Source organism: Streptomyces pseudoechinosporeus (genome assembly GCF_054783935.1).
On sequence record NZ_BAAGPS010000048.1, the window covers coordinates 17,433 to 42,919 of the forward strand.

At 69.9% G+C, this 25,487-nt stretch carries 23 protein-coding genes; 11 read left to right on the forward strand and 12 right to left on the reverse strand.

Annotated features, from left to right (window positions below; genetic code table 11):
- Window positions 1-214 precede the first annotated feature (214 nt).
- The 5 genes from ACYVO6_RS33780 to galU are packed head-to-tail and all read right to left on the reverse strand — an operon-like array spanning window position 215 to window position 4,135.
- Window positions 215-844 (reverse strand): GNAT family N-acetyltransferase, encoded by a 630-nt coding sequence (locus ACYVO6_RS33780; protein WP_461067916.1) that lies wholly within the window; start codon window positions 842-844, stop codon window positions 215-217.
- Window positions 845-870: 26 nt separating this feature from the next.
- Window positions 871-1,374 (reverse strand): MogA/MoaB family molybdenum cofactor biosynthesis protein, encoded by a 504-nt coding sequence (locus tag ACYVO6_RS33785; RefSeq protein ID WP_461067918.1) that lies wholly within the window; start codon window positions 1,372-1,374, stop codon window positions 871-873.
- Window positions 1,371-1,850, reverse strand: a complete 480-nt coding sequence (moaC, locus tag ACYVO6_RS33790) for a cyclic pyranopterin monophosphate synthase MoaC (RefSeq protein WP_461067920.1) — start codon at window positions 1,848-1,850, stop codon at window positions 1,371-1,373. The genes ACYVO6_RS33785 and moaC overlap by 4 nt, the downstream gene beginning before the upstream one ends.
- A 54-nt stretch (window positions 1,851-1,904) precedes the next feature.
- Complete coding sequence (gene glp, locus ACYVO6_RS33795) at window positions 1,905-3,227, reverse strand: molybdotransferase-like divisome protein Glp (protein ID WP_461067922.1); 1,323 nt, start codon at window positions 3,225-3,227, stop codon at window positions 1,905-1,907.
- Window positions 3,228-3,232: 5 nt separating this feature from the next.
- The gene (gene galU, locus ACYVO6_RS33800; RefSeq protein WP_461067924.1) at window positions 3,233-4,135 is read right to left on the reverse strand and encodes a UTP--glucose-1-phosphate uridylyltransferase GalU; all 903 of its coding nucleotides are present in this window, start codon (window positions 4,133-4,135) and stop codon (window positions 3,233-3,235) included.
- 133 nt (window positions 4,136-4,268) lie between these two features.
- On the opposite strand from galU, the gene ACYVO6_RS33805 reads away from it, so the two are divergent.
- On the forward strand, window positions 4,269-4,856 hold the full coding sequence (locus ACYVO6_RS33805; protein ID WP_461067926.1) for a 5-formyltetrahydrofolate cyclo-ligase: 588 nt from the start codon (window positions 4,269-4,271) through the stop codon (window positions 4,854-4,856).
- 112 nt (window positions 4,857-4,968) lie between these two features.
- Here ACYVO6_RS33805 and ACYVO6_RS33810 read toward each other — a convergent pair whose 3' ends face one another.
- Window positions 4,969-7,713, reverse strand: a complete 2,745-nt coding sequence (locus ACYVO6_RS33810) for a penicillin acylase family protein (RefSeq protein ID WP_461067928.1) — start codon at window positions 7,711-7,713, stop codon at window positions 4,969-4,971.
- A gap of 189 nt (window positions 7,714-7,902) precedes the next feature.
- Between ACYVO6_RS33810 and ACYVO6_RS33815 the strand changes: the two genes are divergently transcribed.
- The 6 genes from ACYVO6_RS33815 (at window position 7,903) to mscL (ending at window position 13,642) form a co-directional block, all read left to right on the forward strand.
- Window positions 7,903-9,429 carry a potassium/proton antiporter gene (locus ACYVO6_RS33815; protein ID WP_461067984.1) on the forward strand — a complete coding sequence of 509 codons (1,527 nt, stop codon included), beginning with the start codon at window positions 7,903-7,905 and terminating at the stop codon, window positions 9,427-9,429.
- A 233-nt stretch (window positions 9,430-9,662) separates the two neighbouring features.
- Complete coding sequence (locus ACYVO6_RS33820; protein WP_461067930.1) at window positions 9,663-10,952, forward strand: MFS transporter; 1,290 nt, start codon at window positions 9,663-9,665, stop codon at window positions 10,950-10,952.
- Window positions 10,953-11,021: 69 nt separating this feature from the next.
- Window positions 11,022-11,342 (forward strand): FmdB family zinc ribbon protein, encoded by a 321-nt coding sequence (locus ACYVO6_RS33825; protein WP_461067932.1) that lies wholly within the window; start codon window positions 11,022-11,024, stop codon window positions 11,340-11,342.
- A 74-nt stretch (window positions 11,343-11,416) separates the two neighbouring features.
- The gene (locus ACYVO6_RS33830; RefSeq protein ID WP_461067934.1) at window positions 11,417-12,259 is read left to right on the forward strand and encodes an S-methyl-5'-thioadenosine phosphorylase; all 843 of its coding nucleotides are present in this window, start codon (window positions 11,417-11,419) and stop codon (window positions 12,257-12,259) included.
- 201 nt (window positions 12,260-12,460) lie between these two features.
- Window positions 12,461-13,036 (forward strand): hypothetical protein, encoded by a 576-nt coding sequence (locus ACYVO6_RS33835; RefSeq protein WP_461067936.1) that lies wholly within the window; start codon window positions 12,461-12,463, stop codon window positions 13,034-13,036.
- Between the two features lie 135 nt (window positions 13,037-13,171).
- Window positions 13,172-13,642: a large conductance mechanosensitive channel protein MscL gene (gene mscL, locus ACYVO6_RS33840; protein WP_461067938.1), complete on the forward strand. Its 471-nt coding sequence runs from the start codon at window positions 13,172-13,174 to the stop codon at window positions 13,640-13,642.
- 28 nt (window positions 13,643-13,670) lie between these two features.
- Here the strand turns inward: mscL and ACYVO6_RS33845 are convergent, their stop codons facing one another.
- A complete protein-coding gene (locus ACYVO6_RS33845) occupies window positions 13,671-13,886 on the reverse strand; it encodes a hypothetical protein (protein ID WP_461067940.1) in 216 nt (71 codons plus the stop codon).
- A 38-nt stretch (window positions 13,887-13,924) separates the two neighbouring features.
- On the opposite strand from ACYVO6_RS33845, the gene ACYVO6_RS33850 reads away from it, so the two are divergent.
- Both ACYVO6_RS33850 and ACYVO6_RS33855 read left to right on the forward strand, forming a co-directional pair.
- Entirely contained in the window at window positions 13,925-14,953 is a 1,029-nt protein-coding gene (locus ACYVO6_RS33850) for a P1 family peptidase (protein ID WP_461067942.1), read from the forward strand.
- 251 nt (window positions 14,954-15,204) lie between these two features.
- Entirely contained in the window at window positions 15,205-15,948 is a 744-nt protein-coding gene (locus tag ACYVO6_RS33855; RefSeq protein ID WP_461067944.1) for a DUF6227 family protein, read from the forward strand.
- A gap of 506 nt (window positions 15,949-16,454) precedes the next feature.
- Here ACYVO6_RS33855 and ACYVO6_RS33860 read toward each other — a convergent pair.
- The 4 genes from ACYVO6_RS33860 to ACYVO6_RS33875 form a co-directional block, all read right to left on the reverse strand.
- On the reverse strand, window positions 16,455-18,620 hold the full coding sequence (locus tag ACYVO6_RS33860) for a PTS fructose transporter subunit IIABC (protein ID WP_461067946.1): 2,166 nt from the start codon (window positions 18,618-18,620) through the stop codon (window positions 16,455-16,457).
- A 310-nt stretch (window positions 18,621-18,930) separates the two neighbouring features.
- Complete coding sequence (gene pfkB, locus ACYVO6_RS33865; protein WP_461067948.1) at window positions 18,931-19,878, reverse strand: 1-phosphofructokinase; 948 nt, start codon at window positions 19,876-19,878, stop codon at window positions 18,931-18,933.
- On the reverse strand, window positions 19,875-20,636 hold the full coding sequence (locus ACYVO6_RS33870; protein ID WP_461067950.1) for a DeoR/GlpR family DNA-binding transcription regulator: 762 nt from the start codon (window positions 20,634-20,636) through the stop codon (window positions 19,875-19,877). Before ACYVO6_RS33870 ends, pfkB begins: the two co-directional genes overlap by 4 nt.
- A gap of 230 nt (window positions 20,637-20,866) precedes the next feature.
- Window positions 20,867-22,384, reverse strand: a complete 1,518-nt coding sequence (locus tag ACYVO6_RS33875; protein ID WP_461067952.1) for an MFS transporter — start codon at window positions 22,382-22,384, stop codon at window positions 20,867-20,869.
- Window positions 22,385-22,478: 94 nt separating this feature from the next.
- On the opposite strand from ACYVO6_RS33875, the gene ACYVO6_RS33880 reads away from it, so the two are divergent.
- The gene (locus ACYVO6_RS33880; protein WP_461067954.1) at window positions 22,479-23,447 is read left to right on the forward strand and encodes a helix-turn-helix transcriptional regulator; all 969 of its coding nucleotides are present in this window, start codon (window positions 22,479-22,481) and stop codon (window positions 23,445-23,447) included.
- A 350-nt stretch (window positions 23,448-23,797) separates the two neighbouring features.
- Here ACYVO6_RS33880 and ACYVO6_RS33885 read toward each other — a convergent pair whose 3' ends face one another.
- Window positions 23,798-24,790 (reverse strand): sigma-70 family RNA polymerase sigma factor, encoded by a 993-nt coding sequence (locus ACYVO6_RS33885; protein WP_461067956.1) that lies wholly within the window; start codon window positions 24,788-24,790, stop codon window positions 23,798-23,800.
- 166 nt (window positions 24,791-24,956) lie between these two features.
- Here ACYVO6_RS33885 and ACYVO6_RS33890 point away from each other — a divergent pair, with 166 nt between their 5' ends.
- Complete coding sequence (locus tag ACYVO6_RS33890; protein ID WP_461067958.1) at window positions 24,957-25,475, forward strand: GNAT family N-acetyltransferase; 519 nt, start codon at window positions 24,957-24,959, stop codon at window positions 25,473-25,475.
- The last annotated feature ends 12 nt before the right edge of the window (window positions 25,476-25,487 follow it).

The following is a 25,487-nucleotide window of genomic DNA, read 5'->3' on the forward strand; positions in this document are numbered from 1 at the left end:
ACGCATTTCATTTAGGCGGCGGTCTAAGCGGACTTGCCGAAGTCCTGTGCGGTCCCCGCGCCCCTTCAGGGGCGCGGGGCTGTATCAATCTGCGGCTCCTCCCCCACTCTCGGCTTCGCTCGAGCGGGGGAACCCATGAGCGGGGGAACCCCCATCGCGGGCGCGACCAGCCACGACGGACCCGCAGTTGCAAACCGCACTCCCAGCGGAGCGCTCAGGCCGTGTTCCGAGGGGTGTCCCGCGGTGAGTTTTCAGACGTGTTCCGAGAGCGTGTCCGCTGCCAGCGGCTGAGCAGGCCCTCGGGCACCTCTTCTGCCGTGAGCGCGAAGACGAGGTGGTCGCGCCAGGCCCCGTCAATGTGAAGATAACGTGGACGAAGTCCTTCCTCGCGGAATCCGAGTTTCTCCACGACCCGGCGGCTGGGCGCGTTCTCGGGGCGAATGCAGACTTCGATGCGATGCAGCCCGACGGTGCGGAAGCAGTGGTCGACCGCGAGAGCGACGGCCGTCGGCATCACTCCGCGTCCGGCGACCGCCTGGTCCACCCAGTAGCCGATATGGCCCGAGCACATCGAGCCCCAGGTGATTCCGGCTACGGTCAACTGCCCGACGAGCCGCCCCTGGTACTCGATGGCGAACGGCAGCATCCGGCCTGCGTTGGCCTCGGCGCGCAGATGCCGGACCATCTGGCGGTAGGTCGGGCGGTGCGCTATAGGCCCGCTGGGCGTAGGCGGCGGAATGGTGGCTTCCCAGGGGCGCAGCCAGTCCCGGTTGCGCCGGTTGACGTCGCGCCAGGCCCGGTGGTCGCGCATCTTTATGGGCCGGAGGACGACATCGGCGTCCACCAGCTCGACCGGCCAGGATGGGCTGTTCAGCTCGCACCCCCACTGCCGCTGGGTCTGGGGTGATCGCCGCCGCGGAGCTGGTCCACGGCGTGGATCAACAGGGGCCGCAGAACGGCGAGTCCGTCCCTGACCCCGCCGGTGGAGCCCGGCAGGTTCACGATCAGCGTCCGCCCGGCGACACCGGCGAGGCCTCGGGACAGCGCCGACGTCGGCACCTTCTCCCTTCCGAACGCTCGGATGGCCTCCGCAATGCCCGGCACCTCGTGGTCGAGGACGCGCCGGGTCGCTTCCGGGGTGCGGTCGGTGGGCGAGATGCCGGTGCCTCCGGTGGTCACGATGACGTCGTACCCGACCTCGACGCCCCCTCGAAGGGCGGCCTCCACGGGGTCTCCGTCGGGGACGACCTGCGGTCCTTCGACGGTGAACCCCATGCTTCCGAGGCCCTTGGCGATCAGCGGGCCACCCTTGTCCTCGTAAACGCCGGCGGCGGCACGGTTGGACGCCGTCACCACAAGGGCGCGATACGTCATGTCCGGCTCCAGTCGCCCGACTTGCCGCCTGTCTTCTCCTCGACGCGTACGTCCGTGATGACCGCCCCCTTGTCGACCGCCTTGACCATGTCGATCACGGTGAGAGCCGCCACGCTGACCGCGGTGAGGGCCTCCATCTCCACACCCGTACGGTCGGTGGTCTTGACGGTGGCCAGGATCTCGACAGCGTCGTCCGCGACCGACAGATCAAGCTTGACACCCGACACCGACAACGGGTGGCACAGCGGAATCAGATCCGGTGTGCGCTTGGCGCCCATGATGCCCGCGATGCGCGCGGTGGCGAGGGCGTCGCCTTTGGGGAGGCCCTCGCCGCGCAGCAGCTCGACCACCCGGGGCGAGACCAGGACCCGGCCGCTGGCGCGGGCGGTGCGCGCGGTCACATCCTTCCCGGACACGTCGACCATGCGGGCGGCGCCCGCCTCGTCGATGTGGGTCAGTCGGTCGTTGGTACTCATGGCGCTCCCGGTCGGGCCTGTTGTGCGCGACACGGTACCGCCATCCCGGCCCTGTCAGCCGAGGAGTACCACCTCGACCTCGGTACCGGGCTCCACGGATTCCACGGTTTCGGGGATCATGATCAGCGCGTCGGCCCGGGCGAGGGCCGCGATCAGATGCGAGCCGGCGCCGCCGACGGGGGTCACCTCGCCGTTCGCGTACCGCCCGCGCAGGTATTGACGGCGTCCGGCGGGCGAGGTCAGCGCCTTGTCGGTGTTCAGGGCCGCCTTGGTCGTGGGCCGGTGGATGTCGTCGACCCCCATCAGGGTGCGGATCGCGGGGCGTACGAAGAGTTCGAAGGAGACGTACGAGGACACGGGGTTGCCGGGCAGTGCGAGCAGCGGGGTGTGGTCGGGGCCGATGGAGCCGAAGCCCTGGGGCTTGCCGGGCTGCATGGCGAGCTTGCGGAACTCGATGCCGCTGCCGGGCTCGTCCTCGTCGCCGACGGACTCCAGTGCCTCCTTGACGACGTCGTACGCCCCCACGCTGACGCCGCCAGTCGTGACCAGGAGGTCGGCGCGGATGAGCTGGTCCTCGATGGTGGCCCGGAGGGTCTCGGCGTCGTCGGCGACGGCGCCCACGCGGTAGGCGATGGCTCCGGCGTCGCGGGCGGCGGCGGTCAGCGCGAAGCTGTTGGAGTCGTAGATCTGGCCGTTGCCCAACTCCTCGTCGGGCTGGACGAGTTCGCTGCCGGTGGACAGGACGACCACGCGCGGGCGCGGGCGCACGCGTACCGTCCCGCGGCCGATCGCGGCGAGCAGCGCGATCTGCGGCGGGCCGAGGATCGTGCCCGCTTCGAGAGCGCGGTCCCCTGCCTTGACGTCGCTGCCCTTCGCGCGCACGTGCGCGCGTGCCGGAGCCGGACGGTGCACCTGGACCTGCCCGGAAGCGCCCTCGGGGGCCGCGCTGTGGGCGCGCATCCGGGAGACGGGGCCCTCGCCGAGGCCGCCGTCGGTCCACTCCACGGGGACGACGGTCTCGGCGCCCGGCGGCAGCGGGGCGCCGGTCATGATGCGAGCGGCCTCGCCGGGGCCCACCTGGAGCGGCTCGGCCGGACCCGCCGCGACGTCCCCGACGACCCTGAGGACGGCCGGGAACTCCTCGCTCGCGCCCGCGACATCGGCGACCCGGACCGCGTAGCCGTCCATCGAGCTGTTGTCGAACGGCGGCAGGGAGACCGGCACCGTGACGTCCTCGACCAGGACACAGCCCTGGGCGTCGAGGAGTTGCAGCTCGATGGGTTCGAGGGGACGGACGGTCGTGAGGATGTCCTCCAGGTGCTCGGTCACCGACCAGAGGTGGTCCTGGCCGGTGACGCGGGTCGCGGCGCTGCTCAAAGTTGCTACATCTCCTCGGTGACGTAACTGCGAAGCCAGGTCCGGAAGTCCGGGCCCAGGTCTTCACGTTCGCACGCGAGTCGGACAATGGCACGCAGGTAGTCGCCCCGGTCGCCGGTGTCATAGCGGCGGCCCTTGAAGACGACGCCGTGCACGGGTCCGCCGACCTTCTCGTCGGCGGCGAGCTGCTGGAGGGCGTCGGTGAGCTGGATCTCGCCGCCGCGGCCCGGCTCGGTCTTGCGGAGTATGTCGAAGACGTGCGGGTCGAGGACGTAGCGGCCGATGATCGCGTAGTTCGACGGGGCGTCCGCCGCGGACGGCTTCTCGACCAGGTCGTGGACCTTGACCACGTCGCTGTCTGCGGTGGTGTCGACGGCCGCGCATCCGTAGAGGTGGATCTGCTCGGGCGCGACCTCCATGAGGGCGATGACGCTGCCACCGTACTGCTCCTGGACCTGGACCATGCGCGCGAGCAGGGGGTCGCGCGGGTCGATCAGGTCGTCGCCGAGGAGGACGGCGAAGGGCTCGTCGCCGACGTGCGGGGCGGCGCACAGGACGGCGTGGCCGAGGCCCTTGGGGTCGCCCTGGCGTACGTAGTGCATGGTCGCGAGGTCGCTGGACTCCTGCACCTTGGCGAGCCGGTTGGCGTCGCCCTTCTTCTGAAGGGCCGATTCCAGCTCGTAGTTGCGGTCGAAATGGTCCTCGAGGGGGCGCTTGTTACGGCCTGTGATCATGAGGACGTCGTCGAGGCCCGCGGAGGCGGCTTCCTCGACCACATACTGGATCGCCGGCTTGTCGACGACCGGCAGCATCTCCTTGGGAGTGGCTTTGGTGGCCGGCAGGAACCGGGTACCGAGGCCCGCTGCGGGGATGACAGCCTTGCTGATCCTGGGGTGTGCCTGAGTCATGCCGGTCACCATATCCGGTGCCAAAGTGTTGAATGTGTGGCTCCGGTTAATTCGCTCTCATATGAGCGCATGAGCAAGAGTACGGGAGCGAACTGTGAGTCGGCCGAGACCGGATGCGGAGCCTGGCAAACGGATGTTGCGACAAGAGTTCCTCCTGGTGAGAAGCCGGTTTACGGCGGATGACAGACGGGAAACGGAAGCCGCACTCGCCGCCCGCGCCCTGGAGCTGCCCGAACTGGCGCAGGCGCACACCGTGGCGGCGTACGTCTCCGTCGGTAGCGAACCGGGTACGCGCGCGCTCCTCGACGCGCTCCACGCGCGCGGGGTACGCGTTCTGCTGCCGGCCCTGATGGCGGACAACGACCTGGACTGGGGTGCGTACGGCGGAGAGGGCTCGCTCGTCCGCGTACAACACCGGGGAAAAATGGCCCTCTTGGAGCCCGCGGGCGAGCGCCTCGGACCGGATGCCGTGCTGTCGGCCGGTGCCGTCCTGCTGCCGGGGCTCGCCGTGGACGCGCGCGGGATGCGGCTCGGGCGCGGCGGCGGGTCGTACGACCGGGTGCTCGCGCGGCTGGAGCGGGCGGGGGTTGATCCGGCGCTGGTGGTGCTGCTGTACGACTCCGAAGTGGTCGATCGTGTCCCTGAGGAACCGCATGACCGGCCGGTGCACGCGGTGATCACTCCTTCGGGAGTACGTCGCTTCCGGCGACGCCCTCTGTAGAGGCTGATCCACCCGTAGAGGCTGATCTGCGAAATGGCCCTCCACGCGCGCGTGGAGGGCCATTTTCACGGCGGGGCCTGCCGATTCACGGCGAGGTCTGCCGAAGTCCGCCTCAGGGCTGCAGCACCAGCGTGTCCTCCGTGGCCTCGTCGACCGCCCTCTCCGTGGAGACCCAGTCCAGTAGCTCGCCCTTGGCCCACTTGTCGGTCTGGTCGATGTAGTGGGCGTTGTAGGCGTGCCCGGAGGCGCCGGTGAGATTGATCCACTTCGACTTGTCGAGGTCGTCGAGGTTCACGACCATCCGCATCGACGGCACCCAGACCACGGTGTAGCCACCCGCGGCGTTCCAGCCGGTGGCGCTGACCGCGGCCTCACCGCCGCCCAGGTTGTACGGGCCGCGGTTGAGCATGAACTGCAGGAAGCCGGGACCGTCGGTGCCCATGGTCTGGTTCTTCAGGTACAGCCGGTGCAGGCGGCCCCAGTTCCAGGTGTCCATGTCCTTGCCGAGCTTGGCGGTCAGCTCCCAGCGGGCGTCCTCCAGGGCCCGCCCGAAGAGCTCGTCGCGGTTCGTGGCCGCCTCGTCGGTGCGGTTGCCGGGCGCCTGCCACCAGTCGCTGTCCTCGTCGTCGAGGATCGACCTGACCACCTCGAACCAGCGGTCGCCGCCGTCCGGCTGCGCGCTGTCCGCGTCACGCTCGCCGCACTCGCGCACCCGCCGGTCCTCGTCGGCCGGCCCGGTGGTGTCGACCGGCTCGACGTACAGGCACTGGCCCTCGACCCGCAGCTCCTTGGGCAGCTTGTTGCCGAACGCGAGCTTCAGGATGTTGCGCCAGACCGCGTTGAAGTAGGCGGCAGCCGCCGAATCGGCGTCCTGGGTGTAGTTCCAGCCCTCCAGGAGCTTCTGCCCGTCCCGTACGTCCTTGTCAGGGACGTCGATCTTGAGCAGCAGAGGCACCAGGAGCTTGGCGATCTCGCTGCTGTTGTCGAGCTGCATCTGGCGCATGTCGTCGGTCGAGACCTTGCCGCCGCCCTTGAGTTTCGACTCGATGAGATCGGTGATCCGCTGGCTGCGTGTGCCGTAGCCCCAGTCCGTGGTGAGCGTGTAGGGGTACTTCTCCTTGTCGATGACGGCCTGGTTGGCGGTCACTATGTAGCCGCGATCCGGGTTGTACTCGTAGGGCAGCTCGGACTGCTTGATGTAGCCGGTCCACTCGTACTTGGAGTCCCAGCCGGGCGACGGAAGCGAGCCGTCGCCCGCACCGCGCTTGGGGATCCGGCCGGGCAGCTGGTAGCCGATGTTGTTCTCGGTGTCGGCGTAGATCAGGTTCTGCGAGGGCACGTCGAACAGGGCGGCGGCCTTGCGGAAGCCGGTCCAGTCGGTGGCCTTGTTCATCGCGAAGACGGCGTCCATCGAGGTGCCGGGGTCCAGGGCGGTCCAGCGCAGCGCGATGCCGTAGCCGTCGCCGCGGTCGGGTGCCGACTGGTCGACAGTGGCCTTCTTGCCGACCTTCACGAGCTCGTCGTCGCGGTCGGACAGCAGCGGCCCGTTGTCGGTCTCCCGGACGACGATCGTCTTGCTGGCGCCGCCCGCGACGTCGATCTTCTCCTCGCGGCTGGTGAAGGACCTCACCTTGCCGTCGTACTCGTAGCCATCCCCGGTGAGCTTCTCCAGGTACAGGTCGGCGACGTCGGCACCGGAGTTGGTCATCCCCCAGGCGATGTTCTGGTTGTGGCCTATGACCACGCCCGGCAGGCCCGCGAAGGTGTACCCGGAGACGTCGTACTGGCACTTGTCGGAGACGCTCTTGCAGTGCAGGCCCATCTGGTACCAGACCGACGGCAGCGACGGCGACAGATGCGGATCGTTGGCGAGGAGCGGCTTGCCGCTGATGGTGTGGGCGCCGCCGATGACCCAGGAGTTGGAGCCGATGCCGTTGCCGTTCACGCCGACGGCCGTGGGGACGTCGTCCAGTTCCTCGTAGAGGCCCGACAGCTGGCTCTGCAGCCCGTCCGGGGCCGTGGCGCCGCCGGCGAGCCCGGAGCCCTCCTCGGACGCGTCCGTGCCGCTGCTCTGCTCGTACTCCTCGGTGCTCCGGTTGTACTCGCCCTCCTGGACGATCGTCTTGTTCCGGTCGTACGGGTACTGCGGATACAGGTCGGCGATCTGCTGCGGGCCGAGGCGGCTGGTCATCAGGGAGCGGTCGATCTCGTCCTGCATGTTGGCGCGCAGGTCCCAGGCCATCGCCTTGAGCCAGGCCACCGAGTCGGCCGGAGTCCATTCCTCGGGCTTGTAGTCGTTGGAAAAGCCGAGCGCCGCGTACTCCAGGGAGATGTCCTCGCCGTCCTTGCCCCGGAGGTAGGCGTTGACTCCCTTGGCGTACGCCTGGAGGTACTTTTTCGTCTCGGCCGACAGCTTGGTCTTGTACTCCTCCTCCGCGACCCGCTTCCAGCCGAGCGTGCGCAGGAACTCGTCGTTGTCGACCTGGTCCTTGCCGAACATCTCGGAGAGCCTGCCGGACGTCATGTGGCGGCGTACGTCCATCTCGTAGAACCGGTCCTGCGCCTGGACATAGCCCTGCGCCATGAACAGGTCCTCGTCGGTGGCGGCGTAGATCTGCGGGATCCCGTTGCCGTCACGCTTGACGTCCACAGGGCCCGACAGACCGTCCAGTTCGATCGATCCCTTGGTCTGCGGGAAGGAGGCGCGCACGGTGCTGATCGACCAGAACGCCCCGTAACCGACGCCCCCGATGATGGCCAGGACCAGGACGATCAAGATCAGACGGGTTCTGCGCCCCTTCTTCCTGCCGGACCTGCCGCGCGTCTGACCAGAAGAAGAGGTGGTGTTGGGGGGCATCGCTGTCCTTGCTGTCCTCACGCGAGCGGCAGGCGGGCCGTGCTTTTGACTGAACGCTGGAGCAACCATAGGTCAGGGCCTGGCGCGGCTTGACGCGGAGTCGGGAACAGGGCTCTTCACTCGATCGGAGCCACATTCGCGATCGTCAAGAAAGCGTCAAGAGTTAGGTAAAGTAACGAAGTACTTGCACTGCCGAGAGGGGAGCACCCGCTGACTGTCCACCACCTCAACCAGCTCCTGCTCATCTGCTCGCTCGTTCTGCTCGTCGCGGTGGCAGCGGTTCGCATCTCTTCACGCAGTGGGCTCCCCAGCCTGCTCGTCTACCTGGGCATCGGCATCGCCATGGGGCAGGACGGCATCGGCGGCATCCACTTCGACAACGCCGAACTGACCCAGGTCTTCGGATACGCGGCCCTGGTCGTGATCCTGGCCGAGGGCGGTCTCGGCACGAAGTGGCAGGAGATCAAGCCGGCGCTCCCGGCCGCCTCGTCACTGGCGCTGGTGGGCGTCGCGGTGAGCGTCGGCGTCACGGCCACGGCGGCCCACTACCTGATCGATCTGGAGTGGCGGCAGGCGCTCATCGTCGGCGCGGTGGTCTCCTCGACGGACGCGGCGGCGGTCTTCTCGGTGCTGCGCAAAGTGCCCCTCCCCGCCCGCCTGACGGGCATGCTGGAGGCCGAGTCCGGCTTCAACGACGCTCCGGTGGTCATCCTCGTCGTTGCCTTCTCCACAGCCGGTCCGGTGGAGCACTGGTACGCGCTGCTCGGCACGATAGCCCTGGAGCTGGCCATCGGCGCGGCCATCGGGCTCGCGGTGGGCTTCCTCGGCGCGTACGGGCTGCGCCATGTGGCACTGCCCGCCTCCGGCCTCTACCCGATCGCCGTCATGGCCATCGCGGTCATGGCGTACGCGGGCGGGGCACTCGCCCACGGCAGCGGCTTCCTCGCCGTGTATCTGGCATCGATGGTGCTCGGCAACCAGAAGCTGCCGCACTGGCCCGCCACCCGCGGCTTCGCCGACGGGCTCGGCTGGATCGCCCAGATCGGCATGTTCGTCCTGCTCGGCCTGCTGGTCACGCCGCACGAGCTGGAGGAGGACTTCTGGACCGCGCTCGGCATCGGCCTGGTGCTGACCATGGTGGCGCGGCCACTGAGCGTCGTGGTGGCTCTGCTGCCGTTCCGGCTGCCGTGGCAGGAGCAGGTCCTGATGTCCTGGGCGGGCCTGCGCGGCGCCGTGCCCATCATCCTGGCCACGATTCCGATGGTGAGCGGCGTCGAAGAGAGCCGTCGCATCTTCAACATCGTCTTCATACTGGTCGTCGTCTACACCCTCGTACAGGGCCCGACCCTCCCCTGGCTGGCCCGGAAGCTGAGCCTGGGCAAGTCCGCCGCCGAGGCAGCCGACCTGGGCATCGAATCGGCGCCCCTGGAGCGGCTTCGCGGACATCTGCTGTCCGTCGCGATCCCGGAGGGGTCGAAAATGCACGGCGTCGAGATCAACGAGCTGCGGCTGCCTCCGGGCGCCGCGGTCACGCTGGTCGTACGGGACGGAGAATCGTTCGTCCCGCTGCCCACGACGATTCTGCAACGCGGCGACGAACTCCTCGTGGTGGCCACGGACCCGGTCCGGGACGCGGCCGAGCGGCGACTGCGGGCGGTCGGGCGGGGCGGCAAGCTGGCGGGGTGGCTGGGGACGGGCGGTAACGGCACTTCGTAGGTGGATGTGGCTCGGGTGCTGGCTTTCCCAGGGGCACAATCACGGATACCTGTATGATGAAGGCGCACTCAGATCGAACCAACTCTGCCTGACGCAGAGCTGGCGCGACCGTATGGCGGCCGCGGTGCCCTCACAGTGGGCGGCCCGGTATCTACCGCAGTTCCGCGCAAGAGGACAGCTCTCGGCGGCGCCTTTGGACGGGCGCGCCACCAGGCGGCAGAAAGGCACGGGCCGTGGCATCCACGGTCACCTCCGAGTCCGCCAGGACATCGGTCTCCTCCCGCCCGGGATACGGGCAACTGCTGCGCACACGGGGCGCCTGGACGTTCCTGCTTCCCGGCTTCGCCGCACGGCAGCCGTTCGCGATGCTGACGCTGTCCCTTGTGCTGCTCGTGCAGCACACCACCGGCTCGTACGGGGCTGCCGGTGCCGTCGCCGCCGTGACCGGTGTCTCCATGGCACTGTTCGCGCCCCTCACCGGCCGTCTCGCCGACCGTCACGGGCAGCGCACCGTCCTGGTGCCCGGCGTCCTCGTCCACACCGTGGCGGGTCTCTCCCTGACGGCGCTCGCGCTCACGGACGCTCCCCTGTGGACGCTGTTCGCGGCGGCCGTCCCGACCGGCGCCTCCGTGCCGCAGATCGGGCCCATGGTGCGGGCCCGCTGGGGCGTCAAGCTCCAGGGCTCGCCCCTGATGACGACCGCGGCGGCCTTCGAGTCCGTCACCGACGAGCTGACCTTCGTACTCGGCCCGCTGCTCGCGACCGCGCTGTGCACCACCGTGGACCCGGCGGCGGGCCTGCTCACGGAGGCCGCGCTGACCCTGGTCGGCGGTCTGCTGTTCGCGGCCCAGAAGAGCACGCAGCCCGCTGTACGTCTCGACGGGCACGCGCGCGTGGAGCACGTTTCCGCTGTGTCGGTCCCCGGAGTACGTGTCTTGATCGTGGCCTTCCTGGGCATCGGTTCCGTCTTCGGCGGTATGCAGGTCTCGCTCGCCGCGTTCACCGAGTCGATCGGCGAGCCCGGCCTGAACGGCGTCCTGTACGGCACCTTCGCCGCGGGCAACATGCTCTCCGGGATCGTCTGCGGCGCCATCGCCTGGAAGACAGCTCCGCGCCGCCGTCTGGTCATCGGGTACGCGGCACTGGCACTGACCGCCTCCGGTCTGTGGGCCGCGCACTCCGTTGTCGCCCTCGCGGGAGTCGGCCTCCTGGTCGGCATGTGCGTCGCGCCCGCCCTGATCACCGGCTACACGCTGGTCGACGGCCTGGTTCCGGCAGGGGCCCGCACGGAGGCCTTCACCTGGCTGACCGGCGCGGTCGCGCTCGGGCAGGCGGTGGCCGTCACCGTCGCCGGACAGCTGGAGGACCGCCTCTGGGACGGCGCCGGCTTCCTCGTCCCGATGGGCGGAACGCTGCTGGCGCTGGCGACGCTCGTGGTCCAGCGCTCGCGGCTCGTACCCAGGCCGATCGGTCGGACCGTCGCACGTGGCGTCGGTCACCGCGTACCGCTGGCAGTGGACTGAACGCTGGGAATAGGTCACTATTGATGGTCGTTAGCACTCATCGAGTGAGAGTGCCAGGAGGAAGACAAAGTGCCGACCTACCAGTACCAGTGCACCGCGTGCGGCGAGGGCCTCGAGGTGGTGCAGAAGTTCACCGAGGACGCCCTGACCGAGTGCCCCAGCTGTGATGGCCGCCTGAAGAAGGTGTTCTCCGCGGTCGGCATCGTCTTCAAGGGCTCCGGCTTCTACCGCAACGACAGCCGCGGCTCCTCGTCGAGCAGCTCGACGGCCAAGTCGTCCTCCTCGTCGACCTCGTCCTCCTCCGATTCGTCGTCCTCCACGACCTCGTCCTCCTCGGACTCGTCGTCGTCCGGCGCCGGCACCTCCTCGAGCAGCAGCTCGGCCGCGTAAGCCTTTCTTACGAGACCCTGTCGTCGCACGACGGCGGGGTCCGTGGCGTTTTCGGGCCCGGTTAAGGTGCGGTCATGGCGAACACGGAGAACGCCGAGATCGGCGTCATTGGCGGCTCGGGCTTCTACTCCTTCCTCGACGACGTGACCGAGATACAGGTGGCCACGCCCTACGGGGCGCCCAGCGACTCCCTTTTCCTGGGCGAGATCGCCGGGCGGCGGGTCGCCTTCCTCCCCCGCCACGGCCGCGCCCACCATCTGCCGCCGCACCGCATCAACTACCGCGCGAACCTGTGGGCGCTGCGCTCCGTCGGGGCGCGTCAGGTGCTCGGGCCCTGCGCGGTCGGCGGGCTGCGTCAGGAGTACGGCCCGGGAACGCTGCTCGTACCGGACCAGATGGTGGACCGTACGAAGTCCCGGGAGCAGACGTACTTCGACGGGATGCCGTTGCCGGGGGGCCAAGTGCCGAACGTGGTGCATGTGTCCCTGGCCGACCCGTACTGCCCCGTCGGGCGCGAGGCCGCGCTGGAGGCGGCCCGCGGCCGGGACTGGGAGCCGGTGGACGGCGGGACGCTCGTGGTGGTCGAGGGGCCGCGGTTCTCCACCCGTGCCGAATCGTTGTGGCACCAGGCGCAGGGCTGGTCGGTGGTGGGTATGACCGGGCATCCCGAGGCGGCGCTCGCCCGTGAACTCGAGCTCTGCTACACGTCATTGACCCTGGTCACCGACCTCGACGCGGGGGCCGAGACCGGCGAGGGCGTCTCGCACGAGGAGGTGCTGCAGGTGTTCGCGGCGAATGTGGAACGGCTGCGGGGTGTGCTGTTCGACGCGGTGGCGGGGCTGCCCGAGAACGGGGCGCGGGATTGCCTGTGCGCGAAGGCGCTGGGCGGGATGGATCCGGGGTTCGATCTGCCGTAGGGCGGTCCCGGGGGCTTCGGGTGCCGGGGATCTCAGGGCGGTTCTGTGGACGGCTCGGTGGCTCTGTGGACGGCTCGGTTGGAGCGGAACTCCCCCTTCGGGTGAGCGAGTTGTCCACAACCGGCCGGTAGTCCACGGGCCGCAGCGGGATTCGGCGCGAGGCCGCAGTCTGGCATCGCAAGCCGATCTCCCGACCCGCTGGTGGTGGTTCTCGTGTCGCTACTCCCTTCCTTTCCGCGCCCGTTGGGCACGGACGCACCCGGTACCTGCGAAGTGCCGCACTTCGCTCCCGTGCGGGTGCGTGGCGGGCGGTATCAACTGCGACGGCTCGTACGGCACAGAAGGCGGGCCGTGGCCGCGGGGCTCGCCGTGACCGCTGCCGCGCTGGTGGCGGCGGGGCCACGGGACGCCGGCCGGGCAAGGGCCCACTCCGCCGATACACCGCCTGTCGCGGCGGAGTCGAGAGTGGCGGGCGATCCCGTGCGGGAGCGGCGGGCCGTCGAGATGGTGACGGCGCCGGTGCGGATCGCGGACGGCGCGACGGTACGGCTGTTGCGGCCGGGCGATCGTGTCGATGTCGTCGCGGCCGAGGAGTCGGCGGCGGGTGGCGGTGATGCGCGGGTGGTCGCGCGCGGGGTGCGGGTGACGAAGGTGCCCGAGGCCCTGGACGGTGTGGCCGAAGGCGGTGCGCTGGTCGTGCTGTCGGTGCCGCGGCAGACGGCGGTGCGGCTGGCCGGAGCCGGCGCGACCTCGCGATTGGCGGTGACCCTGTGCTGAGCTTGCTGAAGCGGATCACCGGCTGGCTGTCAAGTCCCTCGTTGGAACTGGGGTGTTGGACAGGTTCGCCACGCTCTGCCGTAGGTTGCGGAGCTGTTCGTTCCACAACTCGTGCGGCTGAAGAGGGGCTCCCTGGTGAGCGAGAACAAGAAACCGGGCGTCTGGGAGGGCTTCAAGACCTTCCTGATGCGCGGGAACGTCGTCGACCTGGCAGTGGCGGTGGTCATCGGCGCGGCCTTCACCAACATCGTCAACTCGGTGGTGCAGGGAGTCATCAACCCCCTGGTGGGCGCGATCGGCACAAAGAACCTGGACAACTACAGCTCCTGCATCAAGGGCCCCTGCACAGGCACCGGTGCCACCGCGGAGGGCGTCCGGATCATGTGGGGTTCGGTGCTCGGCGCGACGCTCTCGTTCGTGATCACTGCGGCCGTCGTCTACTTCCTGATGGTGCTGCCGATGTCCAAGTACCTGGCCCGGCAGGCGGCCCGCCAGAAGGAGAAGGAGGGCGCGCACGAGGTTATCGAGGTGACCGAGCTGGAGGTCCTGAAGGAGATCCGCGACGCCCTGGTGGCGCAGCGCGGCTCGGGGCACACACAGGACTAGCGACCACGGCTGGCCGGGCCTGCCGGGCTCAGAGGTGGTGGGGCGGCTTCTCGTCCAGGAAGCGGGCCAGGTCCCCAGCACTGTCACCGCTGGGCCGCTCGCCCCACCCGCCGTCCGTGTCGTCCGCGGACTGCTGGCTCAACGGATCGTCGAAGACCAGCGCGGGCTTGCGGGAGTCCCGGGGGGCCGGGGCTACCCCCTGGGAAGGCGCAGGGTGGGGTTCGGGGGCGGGGGTGCTGCTCATGGCTTCAGGGTACGGCCCTGAGGGCGACACTGGGTGCCATGACAGTTGGCGCTCTGACAGATGTGACCGGACTGCGCGTGGGGCATGCCACGCGGACAGGCGGCGGTTGGCTGACCGGTACGACGGTCGTCCTGGCTCCGGAGGGCGGTGCGGTCGCGGCCGTGGACGTGCGCGGCGGCGGGCCCGGCACCAAGGAGACCGACGCGCTCGATCCACGCAACGTGGTGCGGAAGATCGAGGCACTGGTCCTGACCGGCGGCAGTGCGTACGGGCTGGACTCGGCGGCAGGCGTGATGGCCTGGCTGGAGGAGAGGGGACGCGGGGTGCGCGTCGGGCCCGATCCGGCACACGTGGTGCCGGTCGTCCCCGCGGCCTGTGTCTTCGACCTGGGACGCGGCGGCGACTTCCGGGCCAGGCCCGACGCGGCGACCGGCCGCGAGGCGGTGACGGCAGCCGCAGCGAGCGAGCTCGGCGCGCCGGTTCAGGAGGGCTGCGTGGGCGCCGGTACGGGAGCGACGGTCGGGAGCATGAAGGGAGGGATCGGCAGCGCGAGTGCCGTGCTCGACTCGGGTGTCACGGTGGCGGCGCTGGTGGTGGCCAACGCGGCGGGGTCGGCGGTGGATCCGCTGACGGGGGCGTTGTACGGGGAGCTGTTCCAGGGGCGTATGACGTATCCGGCGGAGAAGGTGCACGAGGCGGCGCGGGCCCGGCTGGCCGAGGCCGCGGCGAAGAACGGCGCTCCCCCGCTGAACACCACGCTCGCGGTGGTCGCCACCGACGCGGAGTTGTCGAAGGCACAGGCGCAGAAGCTGGCGGGGACAGCGCACGACGGCATCGCGCGCGCCGTACGGCCGGTGCATCTGCTCAACGACGGAGACACGGTGTTCACGCTCGCCACAGGGGCGCGTCCGCTGGCGGAGGAGAACCCGCTCGCGCTGAACGAGGTCCTCGCGGCCGGGGCGGATCTGGTGACACGGGCGATCGTGCGGGCGGTACGGGCCGCCGAGTCGGTGGAGGGGCCGGGTGGGGTGTGGCCGGCGTATGGGGAGTTGTACGGCGACTTGTAGCGGGGGCCAGTCGGCGGGGAAGGGGGCGGGGAGGCGGGGAAGGGGTGCCGGTGGGCGGGGCGCACGGGAAGGGGTGCCTGCCCCCCCCTTCTGAGCAGGGGAGTTTGAGGTTGTGTCAGGGTGGAGGGGAACTTGTCGCGCGGGTTCCACGTTTTCTGTGCGTACGTTTTCTCGGTTCCCGGACATGATGTCCGGCTGAGGGGCTACGGTATGCACCCACAAGGTGACATGCAGCAACGCCGGGAGAAACCTTGAGCGTTCCGTACGAGACGGCAGCGTACGAGCCACCCGAGTCGCCCGAGTCTCCTGAGGAGCATCTCGCGCGACTCCTCGGCCGCGCCCTGAACTCCTTCGAGCTCTCCGACGAGACGATAGGACGGCTCGACTCCGCGCTGGCACACGACAGTTCGCTGCACTCCGCGCACCACAGTGCCGGGCTGCACCGCGAGACGTACCGGCACACGTGGCTGCTCGCCGACGGTTCGGCGCTCACGCTGTGGGAGCTGGTCCACAACACCGGGCCCGGCAGCCATGTGGAGCACGAGGTGTACGAGGAGTGGGAGGAGTTGCGGGCCGCGACCGCGCGGTTGCCGCTGCCGCCCGACGAGCCGGACTTCGAGATGCCGGTCATGGCGCGGCTGGCGCCGGTTCCCGAGCCTCGGCATGTGTACGTGCTCGATGACTCGGCGGACCATGGACGGCGGTTGCTGCGGCGCGCCGAGAACGTGGACCGGCCGGGTGAGGAGATGGCCGAGCTGCTGCGGATGGCGTTCGCGCACGAGATCACGCAGGCGTTCGGGCGGCCGTATGGGGGGCGGGGGGTGGGCTTCTCGCTCTACGAGCATGCGTTTCTGCTGCTGGACGGGCGGGAGTTGTCCCTCTGGGAGGTCGAGCACACGGCTACGCCTGATGGGCGGCACATGTGTGAGGTGTACGCGAGTGAGGACGCTGCGCGGGACGCGATGGAGAGGCGCGCCTCTGCCTCCGGCGGTTGAGCGGGTTGCCTCCGGCGGTTGGGCGGGGGCCTACGGGGGTGGTGGGTTCGGTTCATGGGCGAGTGCGGGTTCGTTGTGGCTGGTCGCGCAGTTCCCCGCGCCCCTAAAAAGCCTGCGCCTTCCCGCGCCCCGAGGACCCGGCGCCCCGAACAAGCCCGGGCCCCGGGAAAGCCCGCACCCCCACACGCCGGCATCCTCCCACCGGCGGGAGGGGCCGTGGGCCGGTGCGTCGTATGCCCGTCGCGTAGGTTCGGTCTCAGGCCACCTTCGCGGTGTACCGACACCGGGTCGTACGCCCGGCCTGCGACGGGCTGACGCACCGGCCCACGGCCCCGACCCACCACCCACCCAGGGGCGCGGGGAACTGCGCGACCAGCCACAACCGACCGGCAGCCGACAACGAACCCACCCGCCCAACCGCCGGAGGCACCCCGCACCCGACATACGTGTCAGACGCGCTGTGGCCCGGGACTTGCGTCCCGGGCCACAGCCCGTCCCGGTGGAGCTCAGGCTGCTACCGGCTCCTTCGCCTTTGAGGCCGCCGCGGCCTCCGGCCGCTCGGCCTCGCCCTCCGGCTTGGTTTTGCGCATGCCCTTCAGGGCTATGACCAGGCCTGCCGTTACGGCGGTGCCGGCTGCGATGGCCAGGAGGTAGAGGAAGGGCCTGCCGATCAGGAAGGTGACCCAGATGCCGCCGTGGGGGGCGCGCAGGGTCGAGCCGAAGGCCATGGTCAGGGCGCCGGTGACCGCGCCGCCCGCCATCGAGGCCGGGATGACCCGCAGCGGGTCGGCGGCCGCGAAGGGGATCGCTCCCTCGGAGATGAAGGAGGCGCCCAGTACCCAGGCCGCCTTGCCGTTCTCCTGCTCGGCCTTGGTGAACAGCCTCTTGCGGATCGTGGTGGCCAGGGCCATGCCCAGCGGGGGCACCATGCCGGCCGCCATGACCGCCGCCATGATCTTCATCGCGGAACTGCTCGGGTCCTGAACGGCGATACCGCCCGCGGCGAAGGCGTACGCGACCTTGTTGACCGGGCCGCCGAGGTCGAAGCACATCATCAGGCCGAGCAGTACGCCGAGCAGGATGGCGTTGGTGCCGGAGAGGCCGGAGAGCCAGTCGGTCATGGCCTCCTGAGCCTCGGCGATGGGCTTGCCTATGACCACGAACATCAGGAAGCCGACGACGATCGAGGAGATCAGCGGGATCACGACCACTGGCATGATGCCGCGCAGCACTGGCGGGATCTTTACCCGCTGGATCGCGAGGACGACCCCGCCGGCCAGCAGACCGGCGGCCAGGCCGCCGAGGAAGCCGGCGTTGATGTTGAAGGCGATCATGCCGCCGACGAAACCGGGGACGAGACCGGGCCGGTCGGCCATGCCGTAGGCGATGTATCCGGCGAGGACCGGGATCAGGAAGTTGAAGGCGACGCCGCCGATCTGGAACAGCAGGGCGCCCCAGCTGTCCACCTGCCCCCAGTTGAAGACCTCGGTGACCGGCTTGGCCTCGTTGATCTGGTAGCCGCCGATCGCGAAGCCGAGGGCGATGAGCAGACCGCCCGCGGCGACGAACGGGACCATGTAACTGACGCCGGACATCAGCCACTTGCGGAGCTTGGTGCCGTAGCCCTCGCCGGGCTCTCCGGTCCGCTCGACCGGCGTACCGCCGGGCCCCGCGGCCGCGGTGACCTCGCCGCGCTCGGCCTTCGCCCGGACCTCGGCGATCAGCTCGGCGGGCCGGTTGATGCCCGCCTTCACGCCGACGTCCACGGTCGGCTTCCCGGCGAACCGGTCCTTCTCCCGTACGGGCACGTCGTGCGCGAAGATCACGCCGTCCGCGGCGGCGATGACGGCCGGGTCGAGCCGGTTGAAGCCCGCCGAGCCCTGCGGCTCGACGACCACCTCGATGTCGTCGTTCTCGCGGCCCGCGTTCTCCAGCGCCTCGGCCGCCATGTAGGTGTGCGCGATGCCGGTGGGGCAGGAGGTGACGGCGACGATACGGAACGGCCGGCCGCCGACGGGCTGGGCGGAGCCGGTGCCGTCGGTGCTCGGCGCCGCAGCCGCCGTGCCGGCTGCGGAAGCCTCCGCGACCGGCGCCGGGGCGGGGCCGTCCTCGGCGGTCGTCCCAGGGGCCGAGGTGTCCGCGGCGGCTTCGACGGAGGCCGCTCCGGCCGGTGCCGCCGCGGAGTCTTCGGTGCTGCCCGCTGTGCCGGCGACCTGCGCGGCCACTACGGGCTCGTTCCCGCGGATCAGGGCGGCTGCCCCCTCCGCGTCGTCCACTGCCCGCAGTGCGGAGGTGAACTCGGTGTTCATCAGCTGCCGGGCCAGCGACGACAAGATCGTGAGGTGGGCGTCGTCGGCCCCTGCCGGAGCGGCGATCAGGAAGATCAGGTCGGCGGGACCGTCCGGAGCGCCGAAGTCGATCCCGGCCGCACTGCGCCCGAAGGCCAGCGTCGGCTCGGTGACGTGTTCGCTCCGGCAGTGCGGGATGCCGATGCCGCCATCGAGGCCGGTCGGCATCTGGGCCTCGCGGGCGGCCACGTCGGCGAGGAAGCCTTCGAGGTCGGTCACCCGGCCCTTGGCCACCATGCGTTCGGCGAGGGCGCGCGCCGCTGCTTCCTTCGTATCGGCGGACAGGTCGAGGTCGACCAGATCCGCGGTGATCATCTCGCTCATCGCGGGCTCCTTCGCACGCGTATCGCCCGGGGGAAGTCATGGGCGGGGACGGGGGTGGTGCGTTCAGACCGGCTGCGTTCAGACGGGCTGGGTTCAGATGTGTCGCGCTCAGCCGTGACTGAATTGCCGGAAGTGTCACATATGCCGAGGTCAGCGGGGAAGGTGGAGGCGGGGTCGGGGAAACCCCGCCTCCCCCCGGCTGCGGCGGGGAGGGGCAGGCTCCGCCGCTTCAGGGCCGGTCCAGGGGTCGTACGAGACATACGGGACGCACAGGTCGTACGGGCTGAACTGGCGGTAGCTGTACGGAAGTTCATGACACCGGCTCCGTCAGTACGCGATCCACCGGAACCGCCGACGTGACGGTCACGGCGGAGGGGTCGAGGTCGGCCGGCCCCGGCATCACGCTGCCGGGGAGCTGGACGGCCGCGGCGCCGTGTGCGACGGCGGAGGCGAGGGCGTCGGGGCCGCTGCCGCCGGCGATCAGGAAACCGGCGAGCGAGGAGTCGCCCGCGCCCACATTGCTGCGGACCACGTCGACCCGCGCGCTGCCGAACCACACGCCCGAGGCCTCGACGAGCAACTGCCCGTCGGCGCCGAGGCTGGCCAGCACCGCACCGGCGCCCTGTTCCCGCAGGTCCTCGGCGGCCTTGACCGCGTCGCCGATGGTGGCGAGGGGGCGGCCGACCGCTTCCGCCAGTTCCTCGGCGTTCGGCTTGACGACGTCGGGACGTTCGCGCAGGGCCGCGAGCAGTGCCGGGCCGGAGGTGTCCAGTGCGATCCGGGTGCCGGCGGCGTGCGCTCGGGCGACCAGTGCGGCGTACCAGGACGGGGCGAGGCCGCGCGGCAGGCTGCCGCAGCAGGCGATCCAGGAGGCGTCGCGGGACTGGGTCCGTACCGTCTCCAGGAGCAACTCCTCCTCGGCGGCGGTGAGTTCGGGTCCGGGTGCGTTGATCTTCGTCAGTACCCCGTCGGCCTCCGCGAGCGCGATGTTGGAGCGCGTCGCCCCGGCGACGGGGACCGGCGCGACCTCGATGCCCTGCGCGTCGAGCAAGGTGGCGACGAGGGAGCCGGGGGCGCCGCCGAGCGGCAGTACGGCGACGGTGCGCCGGCCGGCCGCGGTGACCGCCCGTGAGACGTTGACGCCCTTGCCGCCCGGGTCCATGCGTTCGCCGGTGGCCCGGATGACCTCGCCGCGGTCGAGCGAGGGGATCTCGTAGGTCCGGTCGAGCGAGGGATTGGGGGTGACCGTGAGGATCATGTACGCACCACTTCCGTGCCGCCGCGCTTGAGGGCGGTCGCGTCTTCAGGGCTCAGCCCGCTGTCGGTGATCAGAACGTCCACGTCGTCGAGGGCGCCGAAGCGCGCGAAGTGCTCCTGGCCGTGCTTGGCGGAGTCGGCGAGCAGCACCACGCGGCGCGCGGCGCCGACAGCCGCGCGCTTCACGGCGGCCTCGGCGAGGTCGGGCGTGGTCAGTCCGTACTCGAGGGAGAAGCCGTTCGTGGCGAGGAAGACGACATCGGCACGGATCTCGCCGTACGCCCGCAGCGCCCAGGCGTCGACAGCGGCGCGCGTGCGGTGACGTACGCGCCCCCCGACGAGGTGGAGCTGGATGCCCGGATGGTCGGCGAGGCGGGCCGCGATGGGAAGGCTGTGCGTCACGACAGTGAGCGTCGCCTCCAGCGGGAGGGCCCCGGCGAGCCGGGCTATCGTCGTGCCCGCGTCGAGGATCATCGTGCCGTTGCTGGGCAGTTCGGCGAGCGCGGCCTGTGCGATGCGGTCCTTCTCGTCGGCCGCGGTGGTCTCCCGCTCGGCCAGATCGGGCTCGAAGTCGAGCCGTCCGGCCGGGATGGCGCCGCCGTGCACCCGGCGCACGAGGCCCGCGCGGTCCAGCGCCTTCAGGTCCCGCCGGATCGTCTCGGCCGTGACCTGGAACTCCTCGGCCAACGACACCACGTCCACGCGGCCACCGTCACGCGCCAGCCGGAGGATCTCCTGCTGCCGCTCCGGTGCGTACATGTCCGTTCGCCTCCGTCCATGCCCGAACGTGTGGTTTCACTCGCAGGCTACGCCCGAATTTCCGCAATGTAAACGGGGTCAGACGTAAAAGTGGGCATGAACGGACATCGGCGTGACGGCGCCGGGAGCTCGGGTGCAGGGCACGAGCGGGGCATGGGACAGCCGTCAGGCCCGGCCCCGAGCGGGGCCGGGCCTGACGGCTCGGGCAGGATCAGCCTGAACTGGCGGCGTCAGCCCACGAGTTCGGGCTCCTTGTCCACGGCGACGGCGGGCGTCGTCTCGTCGCCCTCCACATGCTGGGCCGGCCGCTTCGGCAGGGCGAACATCAGCAGGAAGATGGCCGTCATCACCGCGGCGACCCAGATCAGCGCGTTCTGGAAGGCATCGACGAAGGCCGCGCCCACCTCGGCCCGCGGCAGGTGGTCGGACATCGTGCCGAAGAAGACCACGGACACCAGGCCGAGCCCGAGCGCGTTGCCCATCTGCTGGACCGTGCTGATCAGGCCGGACGCCGAACCGGCGTGCTCGCGCGGCACCTCGGAGAGGATCGCGTCCGTCAGCGGGGCCACGATCAGGCCCATGCCCACGCCCATGACCACCAGGGGAAGCGCCATCTGCCAGGGGGCGATGGACATCCCGTACCGCTCGGACTCCCAGATGTAGAGCAGTACGCCCACCGCCATCACCAGCGCACCCGCCTGGAGCACCTTGCGCCCGAACCGCGGCACCAGCTTCTGCACCGAAAGCCCGGCCGCCGTCGAGACCGCGAGGGAAAAGGGGATGCCGGTCAGTCCGGCCCGCAGCGGGCCCCAGCCGAGGCCGAACTGCATGTAGAGCGTCCAGACCAGGAAGAAGATGCCGAGCGCGATCCCGAAGACCGTCTGCACCGCGATGCCCGCCGCGAAGCTCTTCACCTTGAAGAGGGAGAGCTCGACCAGTGGCGAACCGTCCCGCACGGTCTTCCTCTTCTCGTACGCCACCAGCACCGCGAACACCACGAGCGCGCCGCCCATCGAGACGTAACCCCACATCGGCCAGCCCAGCTCACGGCCGCGGGTCAGCGGGTAGAGCAGCATCAACAGGCCGAGAGTGACGAGGGCGACGCCGACGAGGTCCAGCTTGAGGGCCTGCGGGGCCTTGGACTCGGTGATGTAGCGACGGCCGAGGATCAGGCCGGCGATGCCCACCGGCAGATTGATGAGGAAGATCGGCCGCCACTCCAGGCCGAACAGGTTCCACTCGGTCAGCAGCGCGCCCAGCAGCGGACCGGACACCGCCCCGAGCCCGACGACCGCCCCGAACAGCCCGAAGACCTTGCCGCGTTCGTGCGCCGGGAAGGTGGCGTGCACGATCGACAGGACCTGCGGCACCATCAGCGCGGCCATACCGCCCTGGAGGATGCGGGAGGCGACCAGCATCTCGGGGTTCGCGGCGAATCCGCAGAGCGCCGATGCGAGTGTGAATCCGCCGATGCCGATGAGAAAGAGGCGCTTACGGCCGTGGATGTCGCCGAGCCGCCCGCCGGTGATCAGGCCGGCGGCGAAGGCGAGCGCATATCCGGCCGTTATCCACTGGATGTGGCTGAACGATGCGCCGGCGTCCCGCTGGATCGACGGGATCGCGATGTTGACGATCGTGACGTCGACCAGATCCATGAAGGCCGCGGTCATCACGATGGCGAGGGCGATCCACCGTCGCCGGTCGGCCGTGGTGGCCGGGCTGTTGAGAGGGGTCTCGGTTGAGGTCATGCTTCGAAGTTAGAGGTCTAGTAGGTCAGATCATGTCCTAGTAGTCAGGCATCCTCGAAGAAGCCGAAAAACAGAACGCTGAGAGGGAGAACCCATGACCACCGACACCCCGGCCCGGCTCCTCCAGCTCCTCTCCCTGCTCCAGACCCCGCGCGAATGGCCCGGCGGTGAGCTCGCCGACCGGCTCGGGGTCTCGCGGCGGACCGTACGCCGGGATGTGGACCGGCTGCGGGAACTGGGCTATCCCGTGCAGGCGACGATGGGGGCGGACGGCGGATACCGGCTGGTCGCCGGGAAGGCCATGCCGCCACTCGTGCTCGACGACGAGGAGGCGGTGGCGATCGCGGTCGGGCTGCGGGCCGGTGCCGGGCACGCCGTCGAGGGCGTCGACGAGGCCTCCGTACGGGCGCTCGCCAAGCTGGAGCAGGTCCTCCCGAGCCGGCTGCGCCACCGTGTCTCCACCCTTCAGGCCGCCACCACTCCCCTGACCAGCGGCGACGGGGCGAGTATCGCGCCCGAGACGCTGACCGTGATGGCCTCGACGGTCGCGGGCCATGAGCGACTGCGGTTCGCCTACCGCTCGGGGGACGGCACGCCCTCCAAGCGCCTGACCGAGCCGTACCGTCTGGTGTCGACCGGCCGCCGCTGGTATCTCGTCGCGTACGACCTCGACCGTGAGGACTGGCGTACGTTCCGCGTCGACCGGGTCTCCGAGCCCTTCGCGACGGGCGCCCGTTTCGCGCCGCGCGAGCTGCCGACGGGGAGCGCGGCCGAGTATCTGCGGCAGTCGATGTACCGACGGCAGGAGACGTACGAGTTGGAGGTGACGTTCGCGGCGCCCGCGGAGTTCATCGCGGCCCGCCTGCCCAAGTGGCTCGGTGCCCCCGAGCCCCTGGACGACCACAGCTGCCGGCTCCGGGCCGCCGTGGGCGACTCGGTGGAGTGGATGGCGGTACGGCTCGCGATGGTCGACTGCGAGTTCACGGTCCATGAACCGGCGGAACTGGTCCAGTGCGTGCGGGACTTGGGGGGCCGCTTGAGTCGGGCGGCGGCCGGAGGTTAGGGGGCTCCACCAGCCCTGAGGTCAGGGAGCTTCACCAGTTCCGCTCACTTGGTATGGGCCACAGAGACCGCCTCCGTGACACAATGTGTCCACAGGGTCACCCCGGGGTTCAGGTCCGGGGTGGCCCTTCGTTTGTCCCCGCGTCCCTCACAGAGATGGAGCCGAGCCCCGGCGCCAGGGGGAGAGGCGCCGGAGGCTCGGCTCTGGGGAAGTCCCGGCGCCGGGGGGGATAGCGTCGGGACTTGGCTCTGGGAGCCCTGGACCCTGAGGGCTTGTGCCCAGGCTCAAGCGGTTGATGCGGGCGTATACGGTCCGGTGTGCGAGCCATCGAGAAGCGCTGCCGCGAGGCGTTACGCCGCCGCGTCGAACCCGGTCTGCCGGGCCAGCTTCTTCAGCTCCAGCAGCGCGTGCTTCTCGATCTGGCGGATGCGCTCGCGGGTGAGGCCGTGCTCCTTGCCGACCTCGGTGAGCGTGCGCTCGCGGCCGTCCTCTATGCCATACCGCATCTTGATGATCGAGGCCGTGCGCTGGTCGAGCCGCCCGATGAGGTCGTCCAGCTCCTCGCTGCGCAGCAGCGTGAGCACGGACTGCTCGGGCGAGACCGCCGAGGTGTCCTCGAGCAGGTCGCCGAACTGCGTGTCGCCCTCGTCGTCCACCGACATGTTCAGCGAGACCGGGTCACGCGCCCAGTCCAGCACGTCGATGACGCGCTCCGGGTTCGAGCCCAGCTCCGCCGCGATCTCCGCGGGCTCCGGCTCCCGGCCGTGCTCGCGGTTGAACTCGCGCTGCACGCGGCGGATCCGGCCCAGCTCCTCCACCAGGTGGACGGGAAGCCGGATGGTCCGCGACTGGTCGGCTATCGAGCGCGTGATGGCCTGACGGATCCACCAGGTCGCGTACGTCGAGAACTTGAAGCCCTTGCGGTAGTCGAACTTCTCGACCGCGCGCACCAGCCCGGCATTCCCCTCCTGGATCAGGTCGAGCAGGGGGAGGCCGCTGCGCGGGTAGCGCCGCGCGACCGCGACGACCAGGCGCAGGTTGGACCGGATGAAGATGTCCTTGGCCCGCTCGCTGTCGGCCACCAGCGCCTCCAGCTCCTCACGGGAGGCGTCCGCCTTGGCGTCGGTGACCTCTCCGTCGAGGATCTGCTGGGCGAACACACCCGCCTCGATGATCTGGGACAGCTCGACCTCCTTGGCGGCGTCGAGCAGCGGCGTACGCGCGATCTCGTCGAGGTACATGCCGACCAGGTCGCGGTCGGCGATCTCGCCCGCGCGAGCGCTGCGTGCCGCATCGGTCTCGCCAGTGGCGGACTTGTGACGGGCGACGGCACGGGTTGCCATGCGTGCTCCCTTACGTGGTGGCTTGCGGGTCATCTGTGGAGTTCGGCCACCCTTCCGGGTGCCCTGCCTCCGATGGACTCAACGACTGGAATCCGGACAGAATTCCCAACCCGCCCCTCAAATTTTCTGATCTTGCAGTACCCTGTGCCGCCACAAGGGAGGCCAGATGTCGTCGGAACGTACAGAGGTGCTGGTCAGGCCGGGAGTCGAGAGTGACCTCGTCGCCCTCACCGACCTCTACAACCACTACGTACGCGAGACGCCCATCACTTTCGATACCGCGGTCTTCACTCCGGAAGAACGTCGCCCTTGGCTGCTCTCCCACCCTGAAGACGGTCCACACCTCCTGAAGGTTGCCGTAGACGTGGACTCACAGCAGATTCTGGGTTACGCCACATCCAGCCTTTACCGAGCGAAGCCCGCCTACGGCACGTCCGTGGAGGTCACCATCTACCTCGCCCCCGACGCGGGCGGACGCGGCATCGGCACACTGTTGTACAAGTCCCTGTTCGAGGATCTGGCCTCCGAGGACCTGCACCGGGCGTACGCGGGAATCGCCCAGCCGAACGAGGCGTCCGTACGACTCCACGAGCGCTTCGGCTTCCGGTACGTCGGCACGTATCGCGAGGTCGGGCGGAAGTTCGGACGGTACTGGGACGTGGCCTGGTACGAGAAGGAACTCTAGTGGCGCTTCCCG

Bases quoted from the DNA above. Each gene is read 5' to 3' on its own strand.
- ACYVO6_RS33785 (WP_461067918.1), bottom strand. From the start codon at position 1,374: ATGACGTATCGCGCCCTTGTGGTGACGGCGTCCAACCGTGCCGCCGCC.
- moaC (WP_461067920.1), bottom strand. From the start codon at position 1,850: ATGAGTACCAACGACCGACTGACCCACATCGACGAGGCGGGCGCCGCC.
- galU (WP_461067924.1), bottom strand. From the start codon at position 4,135: ATGACTCAGGCACACCCCAGGATCAGCAAGGCTGTCATCCCCGCAGCG.
- ACYVO6_RS33805 (WP_461067926.1), top strand. From the start codon at position 4,269: ATGTTGCGACAAGAGTTCCTCCTGGTGAGAAGCCGGTTTACGGCGGAT.
- ACYVO6_RS33810 (WP_461067928.1), bottom strand. From the start codon at position 7,713: ATGCCCCCCAACACCACCTCTTCTTCTGGTCAGACGCGCGGCAGGTCC.
- ACYVO6_RS33830 (WP_461067934.1), top strand. From the start codon at position 11,417: ATGGCGAACACGGAGAACGCCGAGATCGGCGTCATTGGCGGCTCGGGC.
- ACYVO6_RS33845 (WP_461067940.1), bottom strand. From the start codon at position 13,886: ATGAGCAGCACCCCCGCCCCCGAACCCCACCCTGCGCCTTCCCAGGGG.
- ACYVO6_RS33850 (WP_461067942.1), top strand. From the start codon at position 13,925: ATGACAGTTGGCGCTCTGACAGATGTGACCGGACTGCGCGTGGGGCAT.
- ACYVO6_RS33860 (WP_461067946.1), bottom strand. From the start codon at position 18,620: ATGAGCGAGATGATCACCGCGGATCTGGTCGACCTCGACCTGTCCGCC.
- pfkB (WP_461067948.1), bottom strand. From the start codon at position 19,878: ATGATCCTCACGGTCACCCCCAATCCCTCGCTCGACCGGACCTACGAG.
- ACYVO6_RS33870 (WP_461067950.1), bottom strand. From the start codon at position 20,636: ATGTACGCACCGGAGCGGCAGCAGGAGATCCTCCGGCTGGCGCGTGAC.
- ACYVO6_RS33875 (WP_461067952.1), bottom strand. From the start codon at position 22,384: ATGACCTCAACCGAGACCCCTCTCAACAGCCCGGCCACCACGGCCGAC.
- ACYVO6_RS33880 (WP_461067954.1), top strand. From the start codon at position 22,479: ATGACCACCGACACCCCGGCCCGGCTCCTCCAGCTCCTCTCCCTGCTC.
- ACYVO6_RS33885 (WP_461067956.1), bottom strand. From the start codon at position 24,790: ATGGCAACCCGTGCCGTCGCCCGTCACAAGTCCGCCACTGGCGAGACC.
- ACYVO6_RS33890 (WP_461067958.1), top strand. From the start codon at position 24,957: ATGTCGTCGGAACGTACAGAGGTGCTGGTCAGGCCGGGAGTCGAGAGT.